The 18532-nt window shown below is 51.7% G+C and carries 13 protein-coding genes; 11 read left to right on the top strand and 2 right to left on the bottom strand.

The genetic code is table 11. The annotated features are described in order from the left end of the window. Positions 1–80: 80 nt before the first annotated feature. The 5 genes from fusA (at position 81) to P771_RS17330 (ending at position 9337) form a co-directional block, all read left to right on the top strand. Positions 81–2144 carry an elongation factor G gene (fusA, locus tag P771_RS0110995; RefSeq protein WP_028575180.1) on the top strand — a complete coding sequence of 688 codons (2064 nt, stop codon included), beginning with the start codon at positions 81–83 and terminating at the stop codon, positions 2142–2144. Positions 2145–2542: 398 nt separating this feature from the next. Further along, positions 2543–4201: a ribonuclease J gene (locus tag P771_RS0111000; protein WP_028575181.1), complete on the top strand. Its 1659-nt coding sequence runs from the start codon at positions 2543–2545 to the stop codon at positions 4199–4201. Positions 4202–4605: 404 nt separating this feature from the next. Further along, entirely contained in the window at positions 4606–6378 is a 1773-nt protein-coding gene (locus P771_RS0111010; protein WP_028575182.1) for an N-acetylglutaminylglutamine amidotransferase, read from the top strand. A gap of 17 nt (positions 6379–6395) precedes the next feature. Further along, positions 6396–8132, top strand: a complete 1737-nt coding sequence (ngg, locus tag P771_RS0111015) for an N-acetylglutaminylglutamine synthetase (RefSeq protein ID WP_028575183.1) — start codon at positions 6396–6398, stop codon at positions 8130–8132. Positions 8133–8155: 23 nt separating this feature from the next. Next, positions 8156–9337: an osmoprotectant NAGGN system M42 family peptidase gene (locus tag P771_RS17330; protein ID WP_051617279.1), complete on the top strand. Its 1182-nt coding sequence runs from the start codon at positions 8156–8158 to the stop codon at positions 9335–9337. A 50-nt stretch (positions 9338–9387) separates the two neighbouring features. On the opposite strand, the gene P771_RS0111025 is transcribed toward P771_RS17330, so the two are convergent. Together P771_RS0111025 and P771_RS17335 are read right to left on the bottom strand one after the other, a co-directional pair. Beyond that, positions 9388–10218 carry an alpha/beta hydrolase gene (locus P771_RS0111025; RefSeq protein ID WP_028575184.1) on the bottom strand — a complete coding sequence of 277 codons (831 nt, stop codon included), beginning with the start codon at positions 10216–10218 and terminating at the stop codon, positions 9388–9390. 24 nt (positions 10219–10242) lie between these two features. Beyond that, positions 10243–11208, bottom strand: coding sequence for a zinc metalloprotease HtpX (locus P771_RS17335; RefSeq protein WP_051617280.1), 966 nt, complete (start codon positions 11206–11208; stop codon positions 10243–10245). Between the two features lie 355 nt (positions 11209–11563). On the opposite strand from P771_RS17335, the gene P771_RS0111040 reads away from it, so the two are divergent. From P771_RS0111040 to P771_RS17345, 6 genes are read left to right on the top strand one after another with little or no spacing between them, the layout of a single operon-like run. After that, the gene (locus P771_RS0111040) at positions 11564–13801 is read left to right on the top strand and encodes a vitamin B12-dependent ribonucleotide reductase (RefSeq protein ID WP_028575185.1); all 2238 of its coding nucleotides are present in this window, start codon (positions 11564–11566) and stop codon (positions 13799–13801) included. A gap of 17 nt (positions 13802–13818) precedes the next feature. Continuing rightward, complete coding sequence (locus P771_RS0111045) at positions 13819–15129, top strand: GAF domain-containing sensor histidine kinase (RefSeq protein ID WP_161635967.1); 1311 nt, start codon at positions 13819–13821, stop codon at positions 15127–15129. Beyond that, a complete protein-coding gene (locus P771_RS18385; RefSeq protein WP_051617281.1) occupies positions 15122–16294 on the top strand; it encodes a tetratricopeptide repeat protein in 1173 nt (390 codons plus the stop codon). Before P771_RS0111045 ends, P771_RS18385 begins: the two co-directional genes overlap by 8 nt. Then, positions 16291–16974, top strand: a complete 684-nt coding sequence (ftsE, locus tag P771_RS0111055; RefSeq protein WP_028575187.1) for a cell division ATP-binding protein FtsE — start codon at positions 16291–16293, stop codon at positions 16972–16974. Before P771_RS18385 ends, ftsE begins: the two co-directional genes overlap by 4 nt. Beyond that, positions 16971–17858: a cell division protein FtsX gene (locus tag P771_RS0111060; RefSeq protein ID WP_028575188.1), complete on the top strand. Its 888-nt coding sequence runs from the start codon at positions 16971–16973 to the stop codon at positions 17856–17858. Before ftsE ends, P771_RS0111060 begins: the two co-directional genes overlap by 4 nt. Further along, positions 17855–18520, top strand: a complete 666-nt coding sequence (locus P771_RS17345; protein ID WP_051617282.1) for a class I SAM-dependent methyltransferase — start codon at positions 17855–17857, stop codon at positions 18518–18520. The genes P771_RS0111060 and P771_RS17345 overlap by 4 nt, the downstream gene beginning before the upstream one ends. Positions 18521–18532 lie beyond the last annotated feature (12 nt).

The raw sequence follows: 18532 nt of genomic DNA on the forward strand, positions 1-18532 counted from the left end.
TGGCCGATCAAAAAAGATCAACCCCCAAGGCAAGGCAGGGCTGAACATGCAAATACAAATTATTAAAGGGGGCAAAATCAATGCTGGATAAGTTGGAAAAGCAGAGGACCTATGCCTTGATCGGACACGGAGGAGCTGGAAAGACCTCTGTGGCTGAGATGATTCTTTATAACAGCAAGGCCATACAGCGACTGGGCAAGATTGAAGAAGGGACCACTTGCCTTGATTTTGAACCTGAAGAGATAAAGAGAAGAGGCAGTGTCCAGCCCGGGTTTTCAGCCTTCAGCTGGAACAAGAACCGGCATTATCTCATTGATATCCCCGGAGACAATAATTTTATCGGCGACATCAGCTATCTTTTGCATGGCGTTGACGGGGTGGTGTTTGTGGTTGACGCCATTGACGGGGCCAAGCCCCTGACCAAGAAGATCTGGTCCGAAGCCAAAAAACAGGGCCTTCCTGCAATCTTTTTTATCAACAAGATGGACAGGGAAAGGGCTGACTTTGACATGGCCTACCAGAGTCTGGTCAATACCCTGGGTATTAAACCAGTCCCTCTTTACCTGCCCATAGGGGCTGAATCAGATTTCAGAGGGATGGTGGATGTCCTTGAGAATAAGGCTTACCTGTTTTCCGGGGACGGGGTCCTGACTCCCGGAGAAGTGCCGGCTGAGATGGCCGACATTGTGGAGGAAGCCAGGGAGGCGGCCATTGAGAATATCGCTGAAAGTGATGAAGTGCTCATGGAAAAGTATCTGGAAGAAGGAAGCCTTACTCCTGAAGAGATGCAGCAGGGTCTAAGGGCAGGTGTGCTTTCCGGTGAAATAGTGCCCATCTGCGTTGGCTCTGCCCTTGAAAACAAAGGCGGGGCAAATCTTCTTGATGCGGTCCAGCAGCTCCTGCCATCTCCCCTTGAACATCCCGCATGGCAGGGCAAAGATGGAGAAGTCAGGGAGGCCAGTCCGGATGAGCATTTTTCGGCCTTTGTCTTTAAGACCATTACTGATCCCTTTGCCGGCCATTTAAGTGTCATGAGGGTCATGTCCGGAAAACTGTCCGCTGATATGACTCTTTTCAACCCCTTGAAGGATGAAAAGGAAAAACTGGGCCAGCTTTTGTATCTGGAAGGCAAAAAACAGACTCCGGCCAAGGAGGAGTTGGGCCCCGGGGCCATTGTTGCCGCGCCCAAGCTCAAGAAAACCACCACTGGAGACACCTTGTGCGCTGAAGGAAGGCTTTTTGTGCTTCAAGTCGAAGACCTGCCTCCTTGCATCCTGTCCTACGCCCTGGCGGCCGAAGAAAAGGGTGAAGAAGACAAGGTCTTCTCAGCTGTCCAGAGACTCCTGGATGAGGATATCAATCTCAGGCTGGCCAGAAACGAGGAGACAGGGGATATGCTGCTTTCCGGAATGGGCCAGCTGCACATTGAAACTGCAGTGGAAAAGGCCAGAAGAAGGTATAAAGCCAATATCGTCCTCAAGACCCCCAAGATTCCCTACCGGGAAACCATCAAGGGCCGGGCTGAAGTCCAGGGAAGGTACAAAAAACAGACCGGAGGCAGAGGACAGTTCGGTGACTGCTGGATCAGGCTTGAACCAAGGCAGCGGGGAGAAGGCTACGAATTTGAAGATGCTATTGTGGGCGGGGCCATCCCCAGGCAGTATATTCCGGCAGTTGACAAAGGAATTCAGGAAACAGCAGCCAAGGGAGTGGTGGCCGGCTATCCGGTGGTAGATTTCAAAGTCACCCTGTATGATGGTTCTTATCACAGCGTGGACTCATCAGAAATGGCCTTCAAGGTGGCTGGTTCCATGGCCTTTAAAAAGGCCGTGGAACAGTGCAAGCCGATTCTGCTGGAGCCCATAGTCCTGGTCCAGGTCTATGTGCCTGACGAGTATATGGGGGACGTCATCGGAGATTTGTCCAGCAAGCGGGGCAAAGTTCTGGGTTCTGATTCAGACAAGGGGATCACTGAAGTCAGAGCTCATGTGCCCATGTCTGAAATCCTTCAGTATGCCCAGGATCTGCGTTCCATGACCGGCGGTCAGGGCACCTTTACCATGGAGTTCGATCACTATGAGGAGTGCCCGGCACCTATTGCAGAAAAGATAATTGCTGAAAGCAAGGAAGCCAGAGAGGGCTGATTCCCGGCATCGGGTAACCCGGACAGTATCCTGAAATATCAAAGCCCGGTCCGCTCAAAAAAACATGAGCGGGCCGGGCTTTCATGTTTTTATGGCCTTGAGCTGGAACTGACCTTGTTTGAATAAAAACTTGAGGGCCAGGGATGTTTTCCCTGGATTGTTTGAGTTGTATTTTGCAGGGTTATGAGATAGTTCCCCATTAGGTAACGATGAGTTGACAGACCAGGATGACTGTCGGGCAGGAATGCTCTGACCCTGGGCCAAAGGACCATTGATTCAGAATCTAATGGTCCTGGATTGATTGGAGTACATGATCTACCAGCAGGGATAGATCGGGGCGGATATAAGTTTTTTCATTGCAGGGCAATGCCCTGGCCAAGCTTTTGGGAGTGTCAGTCATGGATTCAGGTGAAAATTATGTTAAATTGATCCCGTTGGGAGGACTGGGTGAAATCGGTCAGAACTGCATGGTCCTGGAGAGCAGGGATTCCATGGTGGTCATTGATTGCGGTCTCATGTTTCCTGAGGACTTTCTTCTGGGGGTGGACGTGGTCATACCCAGGTTTGACTATGTCATAAAAAACAAGGACAAGCTTAAGGGAATTGTCCTGACCCATGGACATGAAGACCATATCGGGGCCCTGCCCTGGCTCATGCCTTATGTGGATGTTCCCATTTACGGTTCCAGGTTCACGTTGCAGCTTGTTTCCAACAAGCTTTCTGAATTCAACCTCATGGACTATGTGCAGACCGAGGTGGTGGATCAGAACAGCGTTCTTGAACTGGGTGATTTCACCTTTAATTTTTTCCGGGTTTGCCATTCCATTATAGAGGGGTTTGGCCTGGGCATTGAAACTCCCATGGGCAGGATGGTCCATACCGGAGATTTTAAGCTGGACCGTGAACCAATGGGGGGCCACCTGACTGACCTTGATGCCTTCAGGGCCTTTGCTGAACCAGGGGTGATGCTTCTTCTGTCCGACTCCACCAATGTTGAAAGGGAGGGTTATGCCCTGACTGAAAGGGAGATCATGTCATCTCTCAGGGGGTATTTTGCCAAGGCCAAGGGTCGGATACTGGTGACCCTGTTTTCCAGCCATATCCAGCGGATGCAGGAGATATTCGATCTGGCCCGGGAATTTGGACGCAAGGTAGCCATCAGTGGCCGGAGTCTTGCCAAGAATATTGACATGGCCATGGAAGAGGGCTTTCTGAGGGTGGATCATGATGTTTATTGTCCGCTGGAGGATTTGCCTGGTTACGATGATTCAGAAATGGTCCTTTTATTGACCGGATCTCAGGGCGAACCTCTCTCCGCCCTGACCAGGCTCGCCCTGGGCGAACACAAGCAGCTGCAGATCAATAAGGGCGATCTGGTGCTCATGTCTTCCAGGATAATTCCGGGCAATACCAAGGCCATAACCAGGGTCATCAATAACCTTTACCGGCTGGGTGCGGAAGTGGTTTATGAAAAGGTCCGGGCCATTCACGCCTCAGGCCATGCCCATAGGGAAGAACTGAAGGTGATGCTGGAAACGGTATCCCCCAGGTTTTTCATTCCGGTCCATGGAGAATACAGGCACCTGTTCAAGCATGTCCAGCTGGCCAAGGAATGCGGGGTTGCTCCGGAAAGAAGCATCGTTCTGGAGGACGGGCAGCCTTTGACCTTTACTGCCAAAGGGGTCCGGTTTGAGGAGGAGATTTTTTCCGAATCCATCCTGGTGGACGGAAAGGGTGTAGGAGACGTAGGCCATACTGTGCTTAAGGAGAGGCATATCCTGGGCGGAGAAGGACTGGTTATAGCAATAATGGTGGTCAGCCAGGAAACCGGGGAAATGCTCATGGGGCCCAGAATTTTGTCCAGAGGGTTTATTTTTGAACAGCAGTATGCCCATGTTCTTGAAGATGCCAAATGTCTTGTGCTGGATATATTTGAAGATATTCCGCCCGGTGCAACAAAAAAACTTGAGGAAAAGACCCGTTCCACCCTGCGCAGATTTTTTCGGAAAATCCTGGAAAGGGATCCTATTGTAATACCCCTGGTAATAAAAGTGTGATTAATATTTTTTGTCAGGGACAGGGTGGTCCTGTCCCTGACCTGCTGACCCGTTCCCAGGGATGAATTGAAAAGACCGGTGTATCTCCTGGTCAGTAACTAAAAAACCGGCTTGCAGCTTTTGCGAGCCGGTTTTTTAGTTTGTTTGACAATTCAGGACATATTAATTACGGTTTATAATCAGGATAAAGCGTTTTTTTTGCGTATAAAAGTGATCTGGATATTCAAATAAATATATTTGATTAGTCCAGTACAGGTTTAATCATTGTTGATCCAGGCATGCTGCATTTCTGACTGTCTGCAATAAAGGATCCAGGGGACAGGCAACCGGTCACGACCCTCTGGTCCTCTTTTTGTACATCCGGCATGCAGCTTTTGCCCGGGTTATGAGCAAGGGGTATTAGCATGTGTGGTATTTGTGGAGAAATCCGGTTTGATAACAAGGAAATTACGCCTGATGCAGTTTACAGGATGTCCAGGGCCATGGTTCCCAGGGGGCCGGACGGGTCGGGCCTGGTTCAGCTGGGCAGACAGTGCCTGGGTCATCGAAGACTCAAGATTGTGGATCTGAGCGAAAAGTCCAGACAGCCCATGATCGATTCTGAGCTGGGGCTGTCATGTGTGTTCAACGGGATGATCTATAATTTCAAGGAGATCCGGGAAGAGCTTGCTGCCCAGGGTTACAGGTTTTTTTCCGATGGGGATACAGAGGTAGTTATCAAGGCCTACCATCACTGGGGCATGGAGTGCGTGGACCGGTTCATGGGCATGTTTGCCTTTGCAATAGTCGAGCGCGATTCAGGCCGGGTTGTTCTTGGCCGGGACCGCCTGGGCATCAAGCCCCTTTATTATGCCGAAAAAAACAGCAGTCTTTTGTTTGCTTCTTCTCTTCCGGCCATTCTGGCCACTGGAGCGGCAGGTCCGGAAATAGATCCGGTTGCTCTGCATTACTATATGAGCTTTCATGCGGTGGTGCCAGCCCCGCATACCATGCTTCTGGATGTGCGCAAGCTGGGTCCGGCAACCCTGATGACCATTGAACCGGATGGGGAAAAAAAAGAGACGGTCTATTGGAGGCCGGATTACAGAAGAAGTTCCCAGGACCAGCAGAGGTCTTTTGAAGAGTGGCAGGATCTGGTTATGGACTCCCTGCGCAAGGCTGTTCAAAGGAGAATGGTGGCTGACGTGCCGGTTGGAGTTCTTTTGTCCGGCGGGCTGGATTCCAGCCTGGTGGTGGGCCTTCTGGCTGAGGCCGGAGTCAGGGACCTCAAGACATTTTCCATTGGTTTTGAGTCAGTGGGCGGGGAACAGGGAGACGAGTTCAGGTATTCGGACGTTATAGCCAGACATTTCAGCACTGACCATCATAAGATCAGGGTCAGATCAGGAGAGGCCCTGGCCAATATCCAGAATTGTGTCCGGGCCATGTCTGAACCCATGGTCAGCCATGACAATATCGGTTTCTATCTCCTTTCTAGAGAGGTCTCCAAAAAGGTCAAGGTGGTCCAGAGCGGACAGGGGGCAGACGAGATTTTCGGTGGCTATCACTGGTATCCGCCTCTTATGGACAGCCTTGACCCAGTCCAGGACTACTCCAAGGTGTTCTTTGATCTTGATCATAAAACCTATGCCCAGACAGTTAACCCGGAGCTGGTGCTGGAAGATTTCAGCAGCCGGTTTGTCCGGGACCATTTTGAAAAGGAGGGGGCGGATCGGACCATAGATATGGCCATGCGGCTGGATTCTCTGATCATGCTGGTGGATGACCCGGTAAAACGGGTGGATAACATGACCATGGCCTGGGGCCTGGAGGCCAGGGTACCTTTTCTTGACCACGAGCTGGTGGAGCTGGCAGCCCGGATTCCACCTGAATACAAGGTGGGCCAGGGAGGAAAGTTTGTCCTTAAGGAGGCCTCCAGAAAAGTGATTCCTGCTGAGGTCATTGACCGGCCCAAGGGATATTTCCCGGTTCCGGCCCTCAAATATCTCAAGGGTGATTTTCTGGATTTTGTCCGGGATGTCCTGGCTGATCCCGGAGCCAGAAACAGAAGGATTTTCCAGCAGAAGCATCTGGACAGGCTTTTGGATAATCCCCAGGAAGAGATAACCCCCCTTGGATCATCCAGGCTCTGGCAGGCTGCACTCCTGGAACTGTGGTTTCAAACCCATGACATCTGAGGAAAGGAAGGCTGGACATGGCGCACAAGTACAAGAAAGACCATCGGTTTGACCGCAGCAATGTTCCTTCCCTGCGCAGCTGGGAAAGCAAAAACCTAGCACCCGGGATCAAGGCCGAAGATGACGTGGTTTTGGATTGCGGTTGGGGAAGACTGATTTTTGGACACACCTTCAAGGATCAGGAAAAACTGGTGCAGGCTATTCTTAAGGAGACGCCCGGCAAAAGAGATATCGCCATCTATCTCCGGGATCCCCACGTTGTCCTGTCTCTGGCCCCTCAGGACCTGTTCATGGATCCTTCACACACCTACCGGCTGTGGCTTGATAATTACCTGCCGGGCAAGGCCCTGCCCAAGCGGTTTGTGATCCGCAGGATAAGTTCCCTGGAGGATTGCCGGGCAGTGAACCGGATCTATTCCACCTGGGGCATGGTCAATTCCAGTGAAGATTTTATGTGGAAAAACCGCAAATCAAGGAAGATCGTGATTCTTGTAGCTGAAGATGTGGACCGCAGGCAGATCATCGGTACTGTGACCGGTGTGGACCACAAGGCCGCCTACAGTGATCCGGAAAATGGTTCAAGTTTGTGGTGTCTGGCTGTGGATGCCCAGGCCCCTCACCCTGGGGTTGGAGAGGCAATGGTCCGGCATCTGGCTGAAAACTTCATGGCCAAGGGCCGGTCATATCTTGATCTTTCAGTTATGCACGACAATAAACAGGCCATTGCCCTGTATGAGAAACTCGGTTTTCAGAGGGTTCCGGTCTTTTGTATAAAGAGAAAAAATCCCATAAACGAGCCCTTGTTCACATCCACCCCTGAAACCAGTCAACTAAACCCCTACTCCACCATTATCATCAAAGAGGCCAGAAGAAGGGGGATCAGCGTGGAGGTCCTGGACCAGGAGTCGGGTCATTTCGCCCTGACCCTGGGCGGAAGAACAGTTGTCTGCTGGGAATCCTTAAGTGAGATGACCAGTGCCATTGCCCTGTGCCGGTGCGATGACAAGTCCCTCACCAGAAGGATTCTGCGCAGGGCCGGACTGAATGTGCCTGAACAGATCAAGGCTGGAAACAGGGAAGAGAATCATGTTTTTCTGCAGAAACATGGTTCCCTGGTTGTCAAACCGGCCAGGGGGGAGCAGGGTGCGGGCATCAGTGTTGATGTCCGTGGTCCTGATGGTCTGGACAAGGCCTGCAGGGCCGCTTCCAGAGTCTGCTCTACTGTTTTGCTTGAAAATTATGTTCAGGGGCAGGATCTCCGGATAATTGTCATTGATTTCAAAGTGGTTGCCGGAGCTGTTCGCAAGCCTGCAGAGATCGTGGGAACAGGCAGACACACCATCAAAGAGCTTATCCAGAAGCAGAGCAGGCGAAGAAGGGCAGCTACTGGAGGGGAAAGTAAAATACCTCTGGATGGTGAAACCAAACGTTGTGTGGCCCAGTCCGGATATGACCTGGAGAGTATCCTTCCGGCTGAAGAACGCCTTGAGGTCCGCAAGACAGCCAACCTCCATACCGGAGGAACCATCCACGATGTTACAGAAAAGCTTCATCCCGAGCTTGTCCGGGCAGCTGAGCATGCGGCCCGGGCCATTAATATACCTGTGGTGGGTCTTGATTTCCTGGTCAGTGATGTGACCGGGCCGGAATATGTGATCATTGAAGCCAATGAACGTCCGGGACTGGCCAATCATGAGCCCCAGCCCACGGCCCAGAGATATGTGGACTTCCTCTTCCCCCAGACAGTTGTTTAACTAAATTTGGCAAAAAAAAGCTTATGGAAAAAAAACTATCCATTGATATGCACTATCTGAAAAGGATCATGAGTGATCTGCTGAACATTCCCAGTCCCACCGGGTATACCGACAAAGTGGTTCACTTTACCTGTAATGAGCTGGATAAACTGGGCCTGTCCCATGAGCTGACCAGGAGGGGGGCCATCAGGGCGGACATCAAGGGGGCCAGATCTTCTCCAGACCGGGCTGTTGTGGCCCACCTGGACACCTTGGGGGCCATGGTCACCAAGCTAAAGCCCAATGGCAGGCTGAGCCTGACCTCAATAGGGACCTGGTCCAGCCGGTTTGCTGAAGGGGCCAGGGTGAGCATTTTCACTGATTTTGGAGCCAGAAGGGGTACCATCCTGCCCCTTAAGGCTTCAGGTCATGCCTATGACACGGAAATAGACTCCCAGCCTGTTTCCTGGGATAATGTAGAGGTCCGGGTGGATGAAGACGCTCTGTGCCGGGAAGATCTGGAAAATTTGGGGATTAATGTGGGTGACTGGGTGGCTGTTGATTCTCCTCTGGAAATAAGTCCAGGGGGATACGTCAATGCCCGGCACCTGGACAACAAGGCAGGGGTGGCTGTTCTTCTGGCTGCTGCAAAGGCAGTGGTTGAGACCGGAACCAAGCTGCCCATTGACTGTCATCTCCTGTTCACCATTTCCGAAGAGGTGGGATCTGGTGCATCAGCTGTGCTGCACGGGGACGTGGCTGAAATGGTCAGTATTGACAACGCTCCTATCATTGAGGGCCGCAACCGTTTTGAAAAAGGGGTCACCCTTTGCATCAAGGACTCCAGCGGTCCTTTTGATTATCACCTGACCCATCTTTTGATTGAGCTTTGTCAAAGACATAAGATTCTGCACCAGCGGGATGTGTTCCGGTACTATCGGTGTGATGCCGCTTCAGCCATTGAAGCCGGCAATGACCTCCGTACCGCCCTGGCCTGCTTTGGAGTGGATGCCTCCCACGGCCATGAACGGACTCATCTGGGTTCCCTGGAATCCCTGACCCACCTGTTGACCGTTTATATGCAGAGCCCTCCGGTGACAGAGAGGGATCGCAGATATCTGGGTCCCATTAATGGTTTTACTGAGCAGCCCCTGGCCTCGGCTCAGGAGCCCGAAGCCCAGTCATGCAGGATCGGATCCCAGGAAACTCCGGAAGCAGCAGATTGAAGTGCCTGGCTAGCTCCTGGTCCAGACAATCTGCCCTTTTGACAGGGCCTTTAAGGCCCTCCATCTGGTGAGTATCTGGAAAAAAAATCATCAAGGGATTCCAGGTAGCTGACCTCGCTCTCCATAAACCCGGTGTTGTGCCCGCCCCTTATTTCCTGAAAATGTTTGGGCTCGGTTGCAGATTCGTAGAGGCGCTGCCCGTGGGAGTGGGGAATTATCTCGTCGTCCGGACTGTGAATGATGAGGGTGGGTGCGGATATATTTCTCAGTTTATCCAGGGTATTATATTCAAAACGGGACAGAAGCCGCACCGGCAGAAACCTGAACAGCTCCGAGCCAAGGTCAATGACACTGGTGAAGGTTGATTCCAGAATGACTCCGGCCGGATCGGTCTTTGCGGCAAGGTCGGCAGCCACAGCTCCACCCAGGGATCTGCCGAAGATGAAAATTCTGTCCGGATCAATTCTCCTGGTTCCCACCAGATAGTCCCAGGCAGCCCGGGCATCAGCGTAGGTATTAATCTCGCTGGGTTTTCCGGAACTCCGTCCATAACCCTGATAATCAAAGATCAGAACAGACACGTCCAGGGAATGCAGGTAGCTGATGGTCTGCAAGCGGTGGGATATGTTGCCGGCATTTCCATGGCAGAACAGGACCACTGCCCGTTCCTGGGCTGCAGGGATGAACCAGGCATGAACCCTGTTTCCGTTTCTGGAGTCAATGTATACCTCCTGGAAACCCAGTCCGATCTGGGCCGGATCTCCCTGCAGGCTGGAATAGGGCACATAAACCAGACGATGCTGAAAAAAATAGGCATATCCCAGAAAAACCAGGTAAAAAAAGAAAAAAATGCCAGAAAGGGAAGCAATTACTTTAAACATAATGTTTTCTGCCGGTTGAAAGACTTAAAACCACCTGTTTCGTCCAGGACTCCTCCAAAGTCTTTGTTGATCTGGAAGCAAATCATCCGGTAGAGCCAGGTATCCATAGCCAGGGTTTCTGGTCTGTTTTTTATTATCTTGGGCCAGACTAATCAACCGTTTAATTCTGTCCTCTGTTCTGGGATGAGTTCTGAGAATGGATGGCAGGTCGGATTTTCTGCCCGGGAACAGAAAGCCGCTCCACCAGACCGGGACCTTATATTCTAGCCTGGCCAGGGCCCTGGCCAGCCCCAGTGGATCATTGGTGAGCAGTGCCGCATCCAGGTCCGCATCCCACTCCCTGGTCCTGGACAGGGCCAGCTGCATGATGGCGCTGACAGTAGGGGCCAGGATGAGCACTGCTATTGCCCACCAGGAAATCCGGTAACCCTCCATCAGGATCAGGGGAAGGTTGATCAACAAAAGGATCTGGCCACCCAGAGCCATGAATCCTGTCAGACGGCTGACTGCATCGGCCATGTTCATAATCCGGGTGTCGTTGTTTCTGATGTGGCTGATTTCATGGGCCAGAACTGCCTGGAGTTCCCTCAAGTCCAGGGCTTCAAGTAAACCGCCGGTCACAGCAATGACAGGCCTTTTTCTGTTGCCCAGGGAAAAGGCGTTTATGGCCGGGCTCGGCACATAATAGAGATCCGGGGTCCGGATCAGGCCGGCTTTATGACTGATTTTTCCAAGGATTTCATAAAGGGCCGGGATTTGTTCCGGCTTCAGCCGGCCGGCCTTGTATGCGTGCAGCACCAATGCCGGCCATGGAGAGAACATCCATGAGCCGGCGGACAGAACGCCTCCTGCTGCCAGGGCCCATAAGATCCCAGTCCTTCCGGCCATGAGCCAGCCCAGGAGAATAAGCAGACCGGCCATAACGGATATGATCAGGACGGAGTGAAACAGGTTCAGCCACTTGTGGCCTGTATAGTTCTTGCTATTCATAATCACTGCAGCTACATGGCCGTGCCTTGTGCTGTCCATGGTTCAGGGGTATTGTCTTGACTTGGGAACGGGTCGCCACTTAAAAAATCAACATTAAGGCCTGGATCACAGCCTGGCTCAAAGGTGATTTTTTCGGAGTAGTTGAATTTCTTTTAGAAGTTACCCTGATTTTTTCCCTGGAATTATCAGACATTTTTATATAACTAAAACATTCCTGCCAAAAATCAAATCAATCTGTTTTTTTGATTTCAGGTTTTTTTCGAGCACTGTTACGGTAGATGGAATTAATAACAGTCATCGGCTGGTCCAGTCTGGATAAGGGACAATCAGCCATAGCCCTTTTAAGAGGATGTACATGAAACCCAGCAAGATGCCCCAGGATACGGTTGAACCTGTTATAAGCGACAATGCCAGAACTGTCTTGACCAAACGATATCTGCGGAAAGGAGAGGACGGACAGCCTGTCGAGGATTTCAGGGCCATGTTCTGGAGAGTTGCTTCCAGCATTGCCAATGAGGAAAAAAAATATAAAAAATCAAGATATAAGGCAGATGAGCTGGCTGGAATTTTTTATACCCTCATGACCGAGTACCGCTTTCTGCCCAATTCCCCGACCCTGATGAACGCCGGAACAGACCTGGGCCAGCTGGCCGCTTGTTTTGTCCTTCCGGTGGGGGACTCCATGGAGGAAATTTTCGATGCCATAAAGCATGCAGCCCTTATTCATAAATCTGGAGGCGGGACAGGCTTTTCCTTTTCCAGGCTGCGGCCCAAGGACAGCCGGGTGGGCTCCACCGGGGGAATTGCCTCAGGTCCCATCTCTTTTTTAAGGATCTTCAACACCGCCACTGAGCAGGTCAAGCAGGGAGGCACCCGTCGCGGAGCCAACATGGGAATAATGAGGGTGGATCATCCGGATATCATCGATTTTATCCGGGCCAAGGAAAGGGATGGAGAGCTGAACAACTTCAACCTGTCCATCGCCCTGACTGAAGAGTTTATGCAGGCAGTGGAGAATAATGAGGAATATGTACTGATCGCTCCGCATACCAAAAAAGAGAAGGGAAGGCTCAAAGCAGTTGAAGTATTTTCTCTGCTGGTCCAGAAGGCCTGGGAGAGCGGTGATCCAGGGATAATATTTCTGGACCGGATCAACCGCGACAATCCCACCCCAGCCCAGGGCGAGATTGAAAGCACAAATCCGTGCGGAGAACAGCCCTTGCTGCCTTATGAGGCCTGTAACCTGGGCTCCATCAATCTGGACAGGTTTTACGCCCCTGACTCTGATGACGGCATCGACTGGGAAGCACTCAGGGATACGGTACATCTGAGTGTCCGATTCCTGGACAATGTCATTGATGCATCAAGGTATCCCTTGGACAAGATCACCCAGATGGTGAACAAGAACCGGAAGATTGGCCTGGGAGTCATGGGCTGGGCTGACCTATTGTTTCAGCTGGAGATACCATACAACAGTCACAAGGCTTTGAAGCTGGCGGAAAAAGTCATGGGCTTTATCCAGAATGAGTCCAAGTCGGCTTCCAAGCTCCTGGCCGAGGAAAGAGGGCCCTTTCCGGCCTACAACGAGTCGGTCTATGCCAGGCAGAATCTCGGGCCTTTCCGGAATGCCACCACCACCACTATTGCTCCCACCGGGACCCTGTCCATTATAGCCGGGTGTTCTTCCGGAGTTGAACCACTCTTTGCCCTGAGCTTTGTTCGCCAGGTCATGGACGGGGAAAGGCTTGCAGAAGTTAATCCCCACCTGGAGGAGGCCCTGAAAAAGAGCCGGAGTCACAGCCCCAAGCTTATGGAGGAGATCAGTCAGAAAGGCAGCATCAGCAGGATGGACTTTCTGAATGAGAATCTGCGGGAAGTGTATGTTACTGCCATGGATATTGAGCCGGAATATCACCTTAAAATGCAGGCTGCATTTCAGAGGTACACGGACAACGCTGTATCCAAGACAGTCAATCTGCCCCATGAGGCAACCAAGGAGGACATCTGGGATATCTACTGGATGGCCTATGAGCTGGGATGCAAGGGAGTAACGGTCTATCGTGACGGGTGCAAAAGCTCCCAGGTCCTGTGTACCGGCGACGGTGAAAAGGCCAGCCAGGAGAAAAAGGAAGGCCGGCTGAGTGTTCAGGAGCGGCCGGAGGTGGTTTACGGCTTTACCCAGAAGGTCAGGACTGGTCTTGGAGAGCTTTACCTGACTGTCAACGAGGTTGATGGCAGGCCTTTTGAGGTGTTCGCTACCATAGGCAGGTCAGGCCGATCCATTACTGCCAAGGCTGAAGCCATTGGCAGGCTGGTCTCCTTGGCCCTCAGGTCGGGCATAGCAGTAGAGGATGTTGTCAAGCAGATCAAGGGAATAGGAGGAGAGCATCCGGTCTTCCAGAAAAAAGGACTGCTGCTGTCCATACCCGATGCAGTGGGCTGGGTTTTGGAAAACAGGTATATGCAGGGAACCAAAACCGTCGGCAGCCATGCAGGGCTGAGCCGTCCTTCCTGCCCTGACTGCGGCAGCGAGCTGGTCTTTCAGGAAGGATGTTTTGTCTGTTCTTCCTGCGGCTACACCAAATGCGGATAGTGCCTGGCAAGATGCGGATGATACACAATAACGATTCTTGGGCATCCCGGGACATGCAGCTGGTGGTCAGGGTTATCAACTTGCTGGCTGACAGGGGCATGACCTTGCAGCAGAAGCTCGACATGAGCCTCAAGATGATTCTTGAGGGAATCGGGGCTTTGAACGGGTCCATTATGATCATTGACCAGACTGAGGCCAAGCTGAAGGTCTGGGCTGCCACAAACAAGGACATTATTTGCAAGAAACAGCCGGTCAGCGAGGAGTCCATTTCAGGCTGCGTTTTTTTGAGAAATGAACCGATCTTTATTAGAGACATAAACAAACATCCTGACTTTGCTCCCAAAGCAAGGCCCGACAACTACCGGACCAGTTCTCTCATCTGCGTACCCCTTGCAACAACAGGTGAAGATAAGCCGTTCGGGGTGATCAATGTTTCAGACCGTAACGACAGTACCTGGTTCAGCAGTCAGGATTTTGCCCTGCTCATGGACTATGCGGCCTGGATTTCTCCTCTTCTGGAGAATACCTTCCTGGTTGAGGATCTGGCCAGGGAAAAGGAAAGGTACAAACGCCTGAGTTACGAACTGGAAATCAAACAGAAGGAACTCATGATCTCCACTTCAGAACGGTCGGAACTCATTCAGATGGTGGTCCATGATTTCAAGAGTCCCTTGTCAGCGGTAATATCCAACCTGGATCTCCTGTCCTATATGGGGTTAAGCCAGGAACAGCAGCCAGTGGTCAAAACAGCTGTGGACGGCTCTAAAAAACTTCTGGAGATGATCAACGAGTTTCTTGACGTGGCCAGGCTTGATCACTGGCAGGAAACCGGTGAACTCAAGGATATATCTCTGATGGGAGTGGTCAAGGAAGAGTTGGAAGAAGTCTTTCCAGTGGCCAGGAAAAAGAAAATTTTTCTGGAGGTGGCTGAAGTTGAAGACGTTGTTGTCCACGCTCATGAAAACCTGTTGCAGCATCTGGTGAAGAATCTTCTGTCCAATGCTGTCAAGTATACTCCGGACAATGGAGCAGTCCGCATCTACTGGACGGTGAAAAAGGCCAGGAGGTTGACGGACAGGTGCACCAGGCTGGTTACCTTGTGTGTAGAAGACAGCGGTCCTGGAGTGCCTGAAGAGATGAAAAAAAGCATATTTGACCGGTTCACCAGGGTGAAAAGGGACCGGCATATTCAGGGGTCAGGCGTGGGTCTGTTCATCTGCAACCGTATAGCCACCATCATGGGCGGGAAAATATGGGTCGAGGATGTCCTGTCCGGAGGCAGCAGATTTTGTGTGACCATGTTTGCACCGGAGGACGGCTGTGCTTAATGGTGATCTTCATGTCCTGGTGGTGGACGACATCGGGCCGGCTAGACAGACCGTGGTCAATATCCTCCGTGTCCTGGGCTGTAAAAATACAGTGGAAGCTGGAAACGGTCATGAGGCTTGGGAAATCCTGAGCCAGAGAAATGATATCGGTCTGGTGATATCGGACTGGAAAATGCCCAGGATGAACGGGATAGATTTGCTGATCAGAGTGCGGGAGAACCAGCAGACCAAGAATCTTCCCTTTTTCCTGGTAACTTCCAAGAATGAGTCCGAAGATGTTGCTCTGGCATCGGACTGGGGGGTGAACGGCTACATGGTCAAGCCTTTGAGCCTGGCTGTCCTCAGAGAAAAGCTGGAAAGCCTGGCCGAAGATACCCCGGGCCGGATTTTGAATCAGGTTTTGAGTCAGTGTCGGGAAAAGTACTATCAGGGACATTTTGACCAGGCAGAAGAGCTTCTGACCGACCTTCTGAAAAAGCAGCCTGTACTGGAGTCCAGGGTGTTGTATGAGCTGGGCCAGGTTAATGAAATGCAGGGCAAGGACAAAGAAGCTGAAGAATATGCTGACAGGGCCATATCCCTTAACCCGGACATGTCCAGGGCCTGGTTCTTAAAGGCCAGAATACTGGGCAGACGCAATAACTGGAAGGAGGCCCTGGGCTGGATTGAAAAGGCGGTCCGCATCAGTCCTCATAACAACGAATATCTTCTGTTCAGGGGGGAAGCATTTCTCAAGCTCAAGGATTTTGCCAAAGCCAAGGCAAGCTATATTACGGCCCTGAACAATGCGCCCAAGGATGATGAACTCAAGCAGACCATCTGGAATACCTATCTGAGTCATGGTTACGTAGATCAGGTCCAGAAGGACCTGGGCGCGGTCCTGTATGAATCTCTGACTGCAGATACCCTGAATAACCTGGCCGTGGCTCTAAGAAAGGGGGGGCTGAACAAAGAGGCCATTTTGGTTTACAAGCAGGCCCTTAGAAAGGAAAAGAACAATCCCAAGATACTTTACAACGCTGCAGTTGCCCAGCTTAAGGCAGGAAGTTCAGATGTTGCTGAAAGATATCTGCAAAAGGCCCTGGAGGTCAGGCCTGACTTTACCGAGGCCAGGGAGTTGATGAGCACGATTAACAGTGAATACGGCGGATCAGAAGGTAAATGATCAATATTAAATATCTTTCCCACTCCTTTGGCCGTTACTGGGCCTTGAAAAACATCAGCTTCTCCCTGGACAAGGGGGACTTTCTGTTTCTCACAGGACCGTCAGGGGCCGGCAAGACTACATTGATGCGGCTTTTGCACGGAAGTCTGCCCCTGCAAAGGGGGATGGTCAGCATTGCAGGCTTTGATCTCAAGTCCATGCCCTTAAGAAAGCTGCATCTGCTCAGACGGCAGGTGTCCATAGTATTCCAGGATTTTCGGATTCTGCCTGATCGGACGGTCTGGGACAATGTGGCCCTCCCGCTTCTGGTCAGGGGTATGGTCAAAAGCCAGATACAGAAAAGAGTCAGGGCTGTGCTGAGGAGCCTGCGGCTGGACAAGAAATCATGGTGTCTGTGCCGGGAAATATCCGGAGGTGAGCAGCAAAGGGTGGCAGTTGCCAGGGCTGTTGTGGTCAATCCAAAAGTACTTCTGGCAGACGAGCCCACCGGCAATCTGGACCGGAAGCTCGCCCTGCAGCTCCTGGAGGTATTCAGGCAGTTTCACATCCATGGAACTACGATTATTTTTGCAACTCATAACGAGGAACTCATTAAGAGTCAGCCCCAGGCCAAGATCCTTTGTTTGAAAGACGGGGGAATTGTTGATTCCAACTGGCCCCTGGAGGGAGTTGAGATATGAGGGTGTTCCGGCAGCTTGCTGTTGAAGGTCTGCTTAACCTGGGGAGAAATAAGTGGGCCCAGGTATTTACCATGAGTGCCGTGACCTTTGTTTCTTTTCTGGCTGGTCTTTTTCTGCTTATTCTGTTTAATTTCAACCTGACTGTACAGGCCACTCAGGATTCTCTTCAATACCAGGTTTACTGGAGCAAGGGAACTGATCCAGAGCAGGTCCGGGAGCAGTGGTCTGAAATCAATTCATGGGATGTTATTTCTGTTAAGACCTTTACCCCGGAGCAGGCCCTGGAGGCCCTGATGGATTCCATGCCAGGAGGTTTTGACCCAGCTGGCATGGCCGGGGTGAACCCTCTGCCGTTCACGGCCCTGGTTGAGTTCTCTCTGACAGGGGAGCAGGCGGATGACCGGGCCGGCGAAATCCTTAAAAGGATTGAACAGTTTCCCGGTGTTGAGAGGGTCAGCTACAATCCCATGCAGATGGATCTGGCTAAAACCTGGCTCAGGGTGACCTCGGGAGTTTTCTGGCCGCTGATAGGTCTTATGCTGCTTATCACTGGACTGGTTGTGGCCAACACCCTCAAACTCAACCAGATCAACCGCAAGGAGGAGATAGAAATTCTTTCCCTTGTGGGTGCCAGTACAGGCTATATCCAGTTTCCGCTGCTCATCACCGGGGCTTTGCAGGGTCTGGGCGGGGGCACCCTGGCTGTTGTTCTGCTCAAGGCCATTCACCTGATGGCCAAGGACCTGCTCTACTTTCCGCCGGTATGGATCAGGATTGAATTCTTTCCCCCGGTTTATGTGATATCCTTTCTGGCTGTATTGACTGGAGTGGGGATCATGAGCAGCTTTCTGGCCGGGCAGAATCGAAAAGGTGGCCAAAAATGAACAGCCTGTCCGCCGGTCCCCAGAGCTTGGTAATTGAAGCGGCTGGCGAGAAGTGGCAGATCAAAAGGGCCGGAGATCTTGAAGAGCTTTGGAATGGGATGACCGGAAATAATCCTGATGATGAAGACCACATCCCATATTGGACAGAGGTCTGGCCTGCGTCCATGCTTTTAATGGAGCATATTTCTTCCCAGAAAAAGGCCCTGGCCGGAACCTGGTGTCTTGATGTGGGATGTGGTCTGGGTTTGACCGCCCTGGTGGGAAAGAGGGCTGGCGCCCGGGTCATGGCCATGGACCTGGAGTACGAGGCTCTGGGTTTTGCCCGGCAGAACGGTCGGATTAACGGTGTCCAGGAACTGGATCTGATCCAGGCGGACTGGAGGCAGCCTCCATTCAAAGCCGGTGGATTCGATTATATCTGGGCTGCTGATGTTCTTTACGAGTCAAGATTTGCCCAGCCCCTGGTCCGCCTTCTGACCCTTTGTCTGAAAAAAGATGGCAGGATATGGATAGCGGATCCCCAACGAAACATTTCCAAAGCTGTCTGGTCCATTTTTATTAACAGCGGGTTTAAGCTTAAAGAGATCAGAAAAGACCGGGTCGGCATCGGTCCGCACCGGGCCGAAGTCAGGCTGATGGAACTTGTCTTTGACCAATTTTGACCAATAACTATT

The organism is Desulfonatronovibrio hydrogenovorans DSM 9292 (assembly GCF_000686525.1).
Classification (GTDB): domain Bacteria; phylum Desulfobacterota; class Desulfovibrionia; order Desulfovibrionales; family Desulfonatronovibrionaceae; genus Desulfonatronovibrio; species Desulfonatronovibrio hydrogenovorans.

What these genes read in the sequence shown, in the direction of transcription:
- ngg (WP_028575183.1), top strand. Translation starts at nt 6,396, where the DNA reads ATGGCGCACAAGTACAAGAAAGACCATCGGTTTGACCGCAGCAATGTT.
- ftsE (WP_028575187.1), top strand. Translation starts at nt 16,291, where the DNA reads ATGATCAATATTAAATATCTTTCCCACTCCTTTGGCCGTTACTGGGCC.
- P771_RS0111060 (WP_028575188.1), top strand. Translation starts at nt 16,971, where the DNA reads ATGAGGGTGTTCCGGCAGCTTGCTGTTGAAGGTCTGCTTAACCTGGGG.
- P771_RS17335 (WP_051617280.1), bottom strand. Translation starts at nt 11,208, where the DNA reads ATGAATAGCAAGAACTATACAGGCCACAAGTGGCTGAACCTGTTTCAC.
- P771_RS17330 (WP_051617279.1), top strand. Translation starts at nt 8,156, where the DNA reads ATGGAAAAAAAACTATCCATTGATATGCACTATCTGAAAAGGATCATG.
- P771_RS0111010 (WP_028575182.1), top strand. Translation starts at nt 4,606, where the DNA reads ATGTGTGGTATTTGTGGAGAAATCCGGTTTGATAACAAGGAAATTACG.
- fusA (WP_028575180.1), top strand. Translation starts at nt 81, where the DNA reads ATGCTGGATAAGTTGGAAAAGCAGAGGACCTATGCCTTGATCGGACAC.
- P771_RS17345 (WP_051617282.1), top strand. Translation starts at nt 17,855, where the DNA reads ATGAACAGCCTGTCCGCCGGTCCCCAGAGCTTGGTAATTGAAGCGGCT.
- P771_RS0111045 (WP_161635967.1), top strand. Translation starts at nt 13,819, where the DNA reads ATGATACACAATAACGATTCTTGGGCATCCCGGGACATGCAGCTGGTG.
- P771_RS0111040 (WP_028575185.1), top strand. Translation starts at nt 11,564, where the DNA reads ATGAAACCCAGCAAGATGCCCCAGGATACGGTTGAACCTGTTATAAGC.
- P771_RS0111000 (WP_028575181.1), top strand. Translation starts at nt 2,543, where the DNA reads ATGGATTCAGGTGAAAATTATGTTAAATTGATCCCGTTGGGAGGACTG.
- P771_RS0111025 (WP_028575184.1), bottom strand. Translation starts at nt 10,218, where the DNA reads ATGTTTAAAGTAATTGCTTCCCTTTCTGGCATTTTTTTCTTTTTTTAC.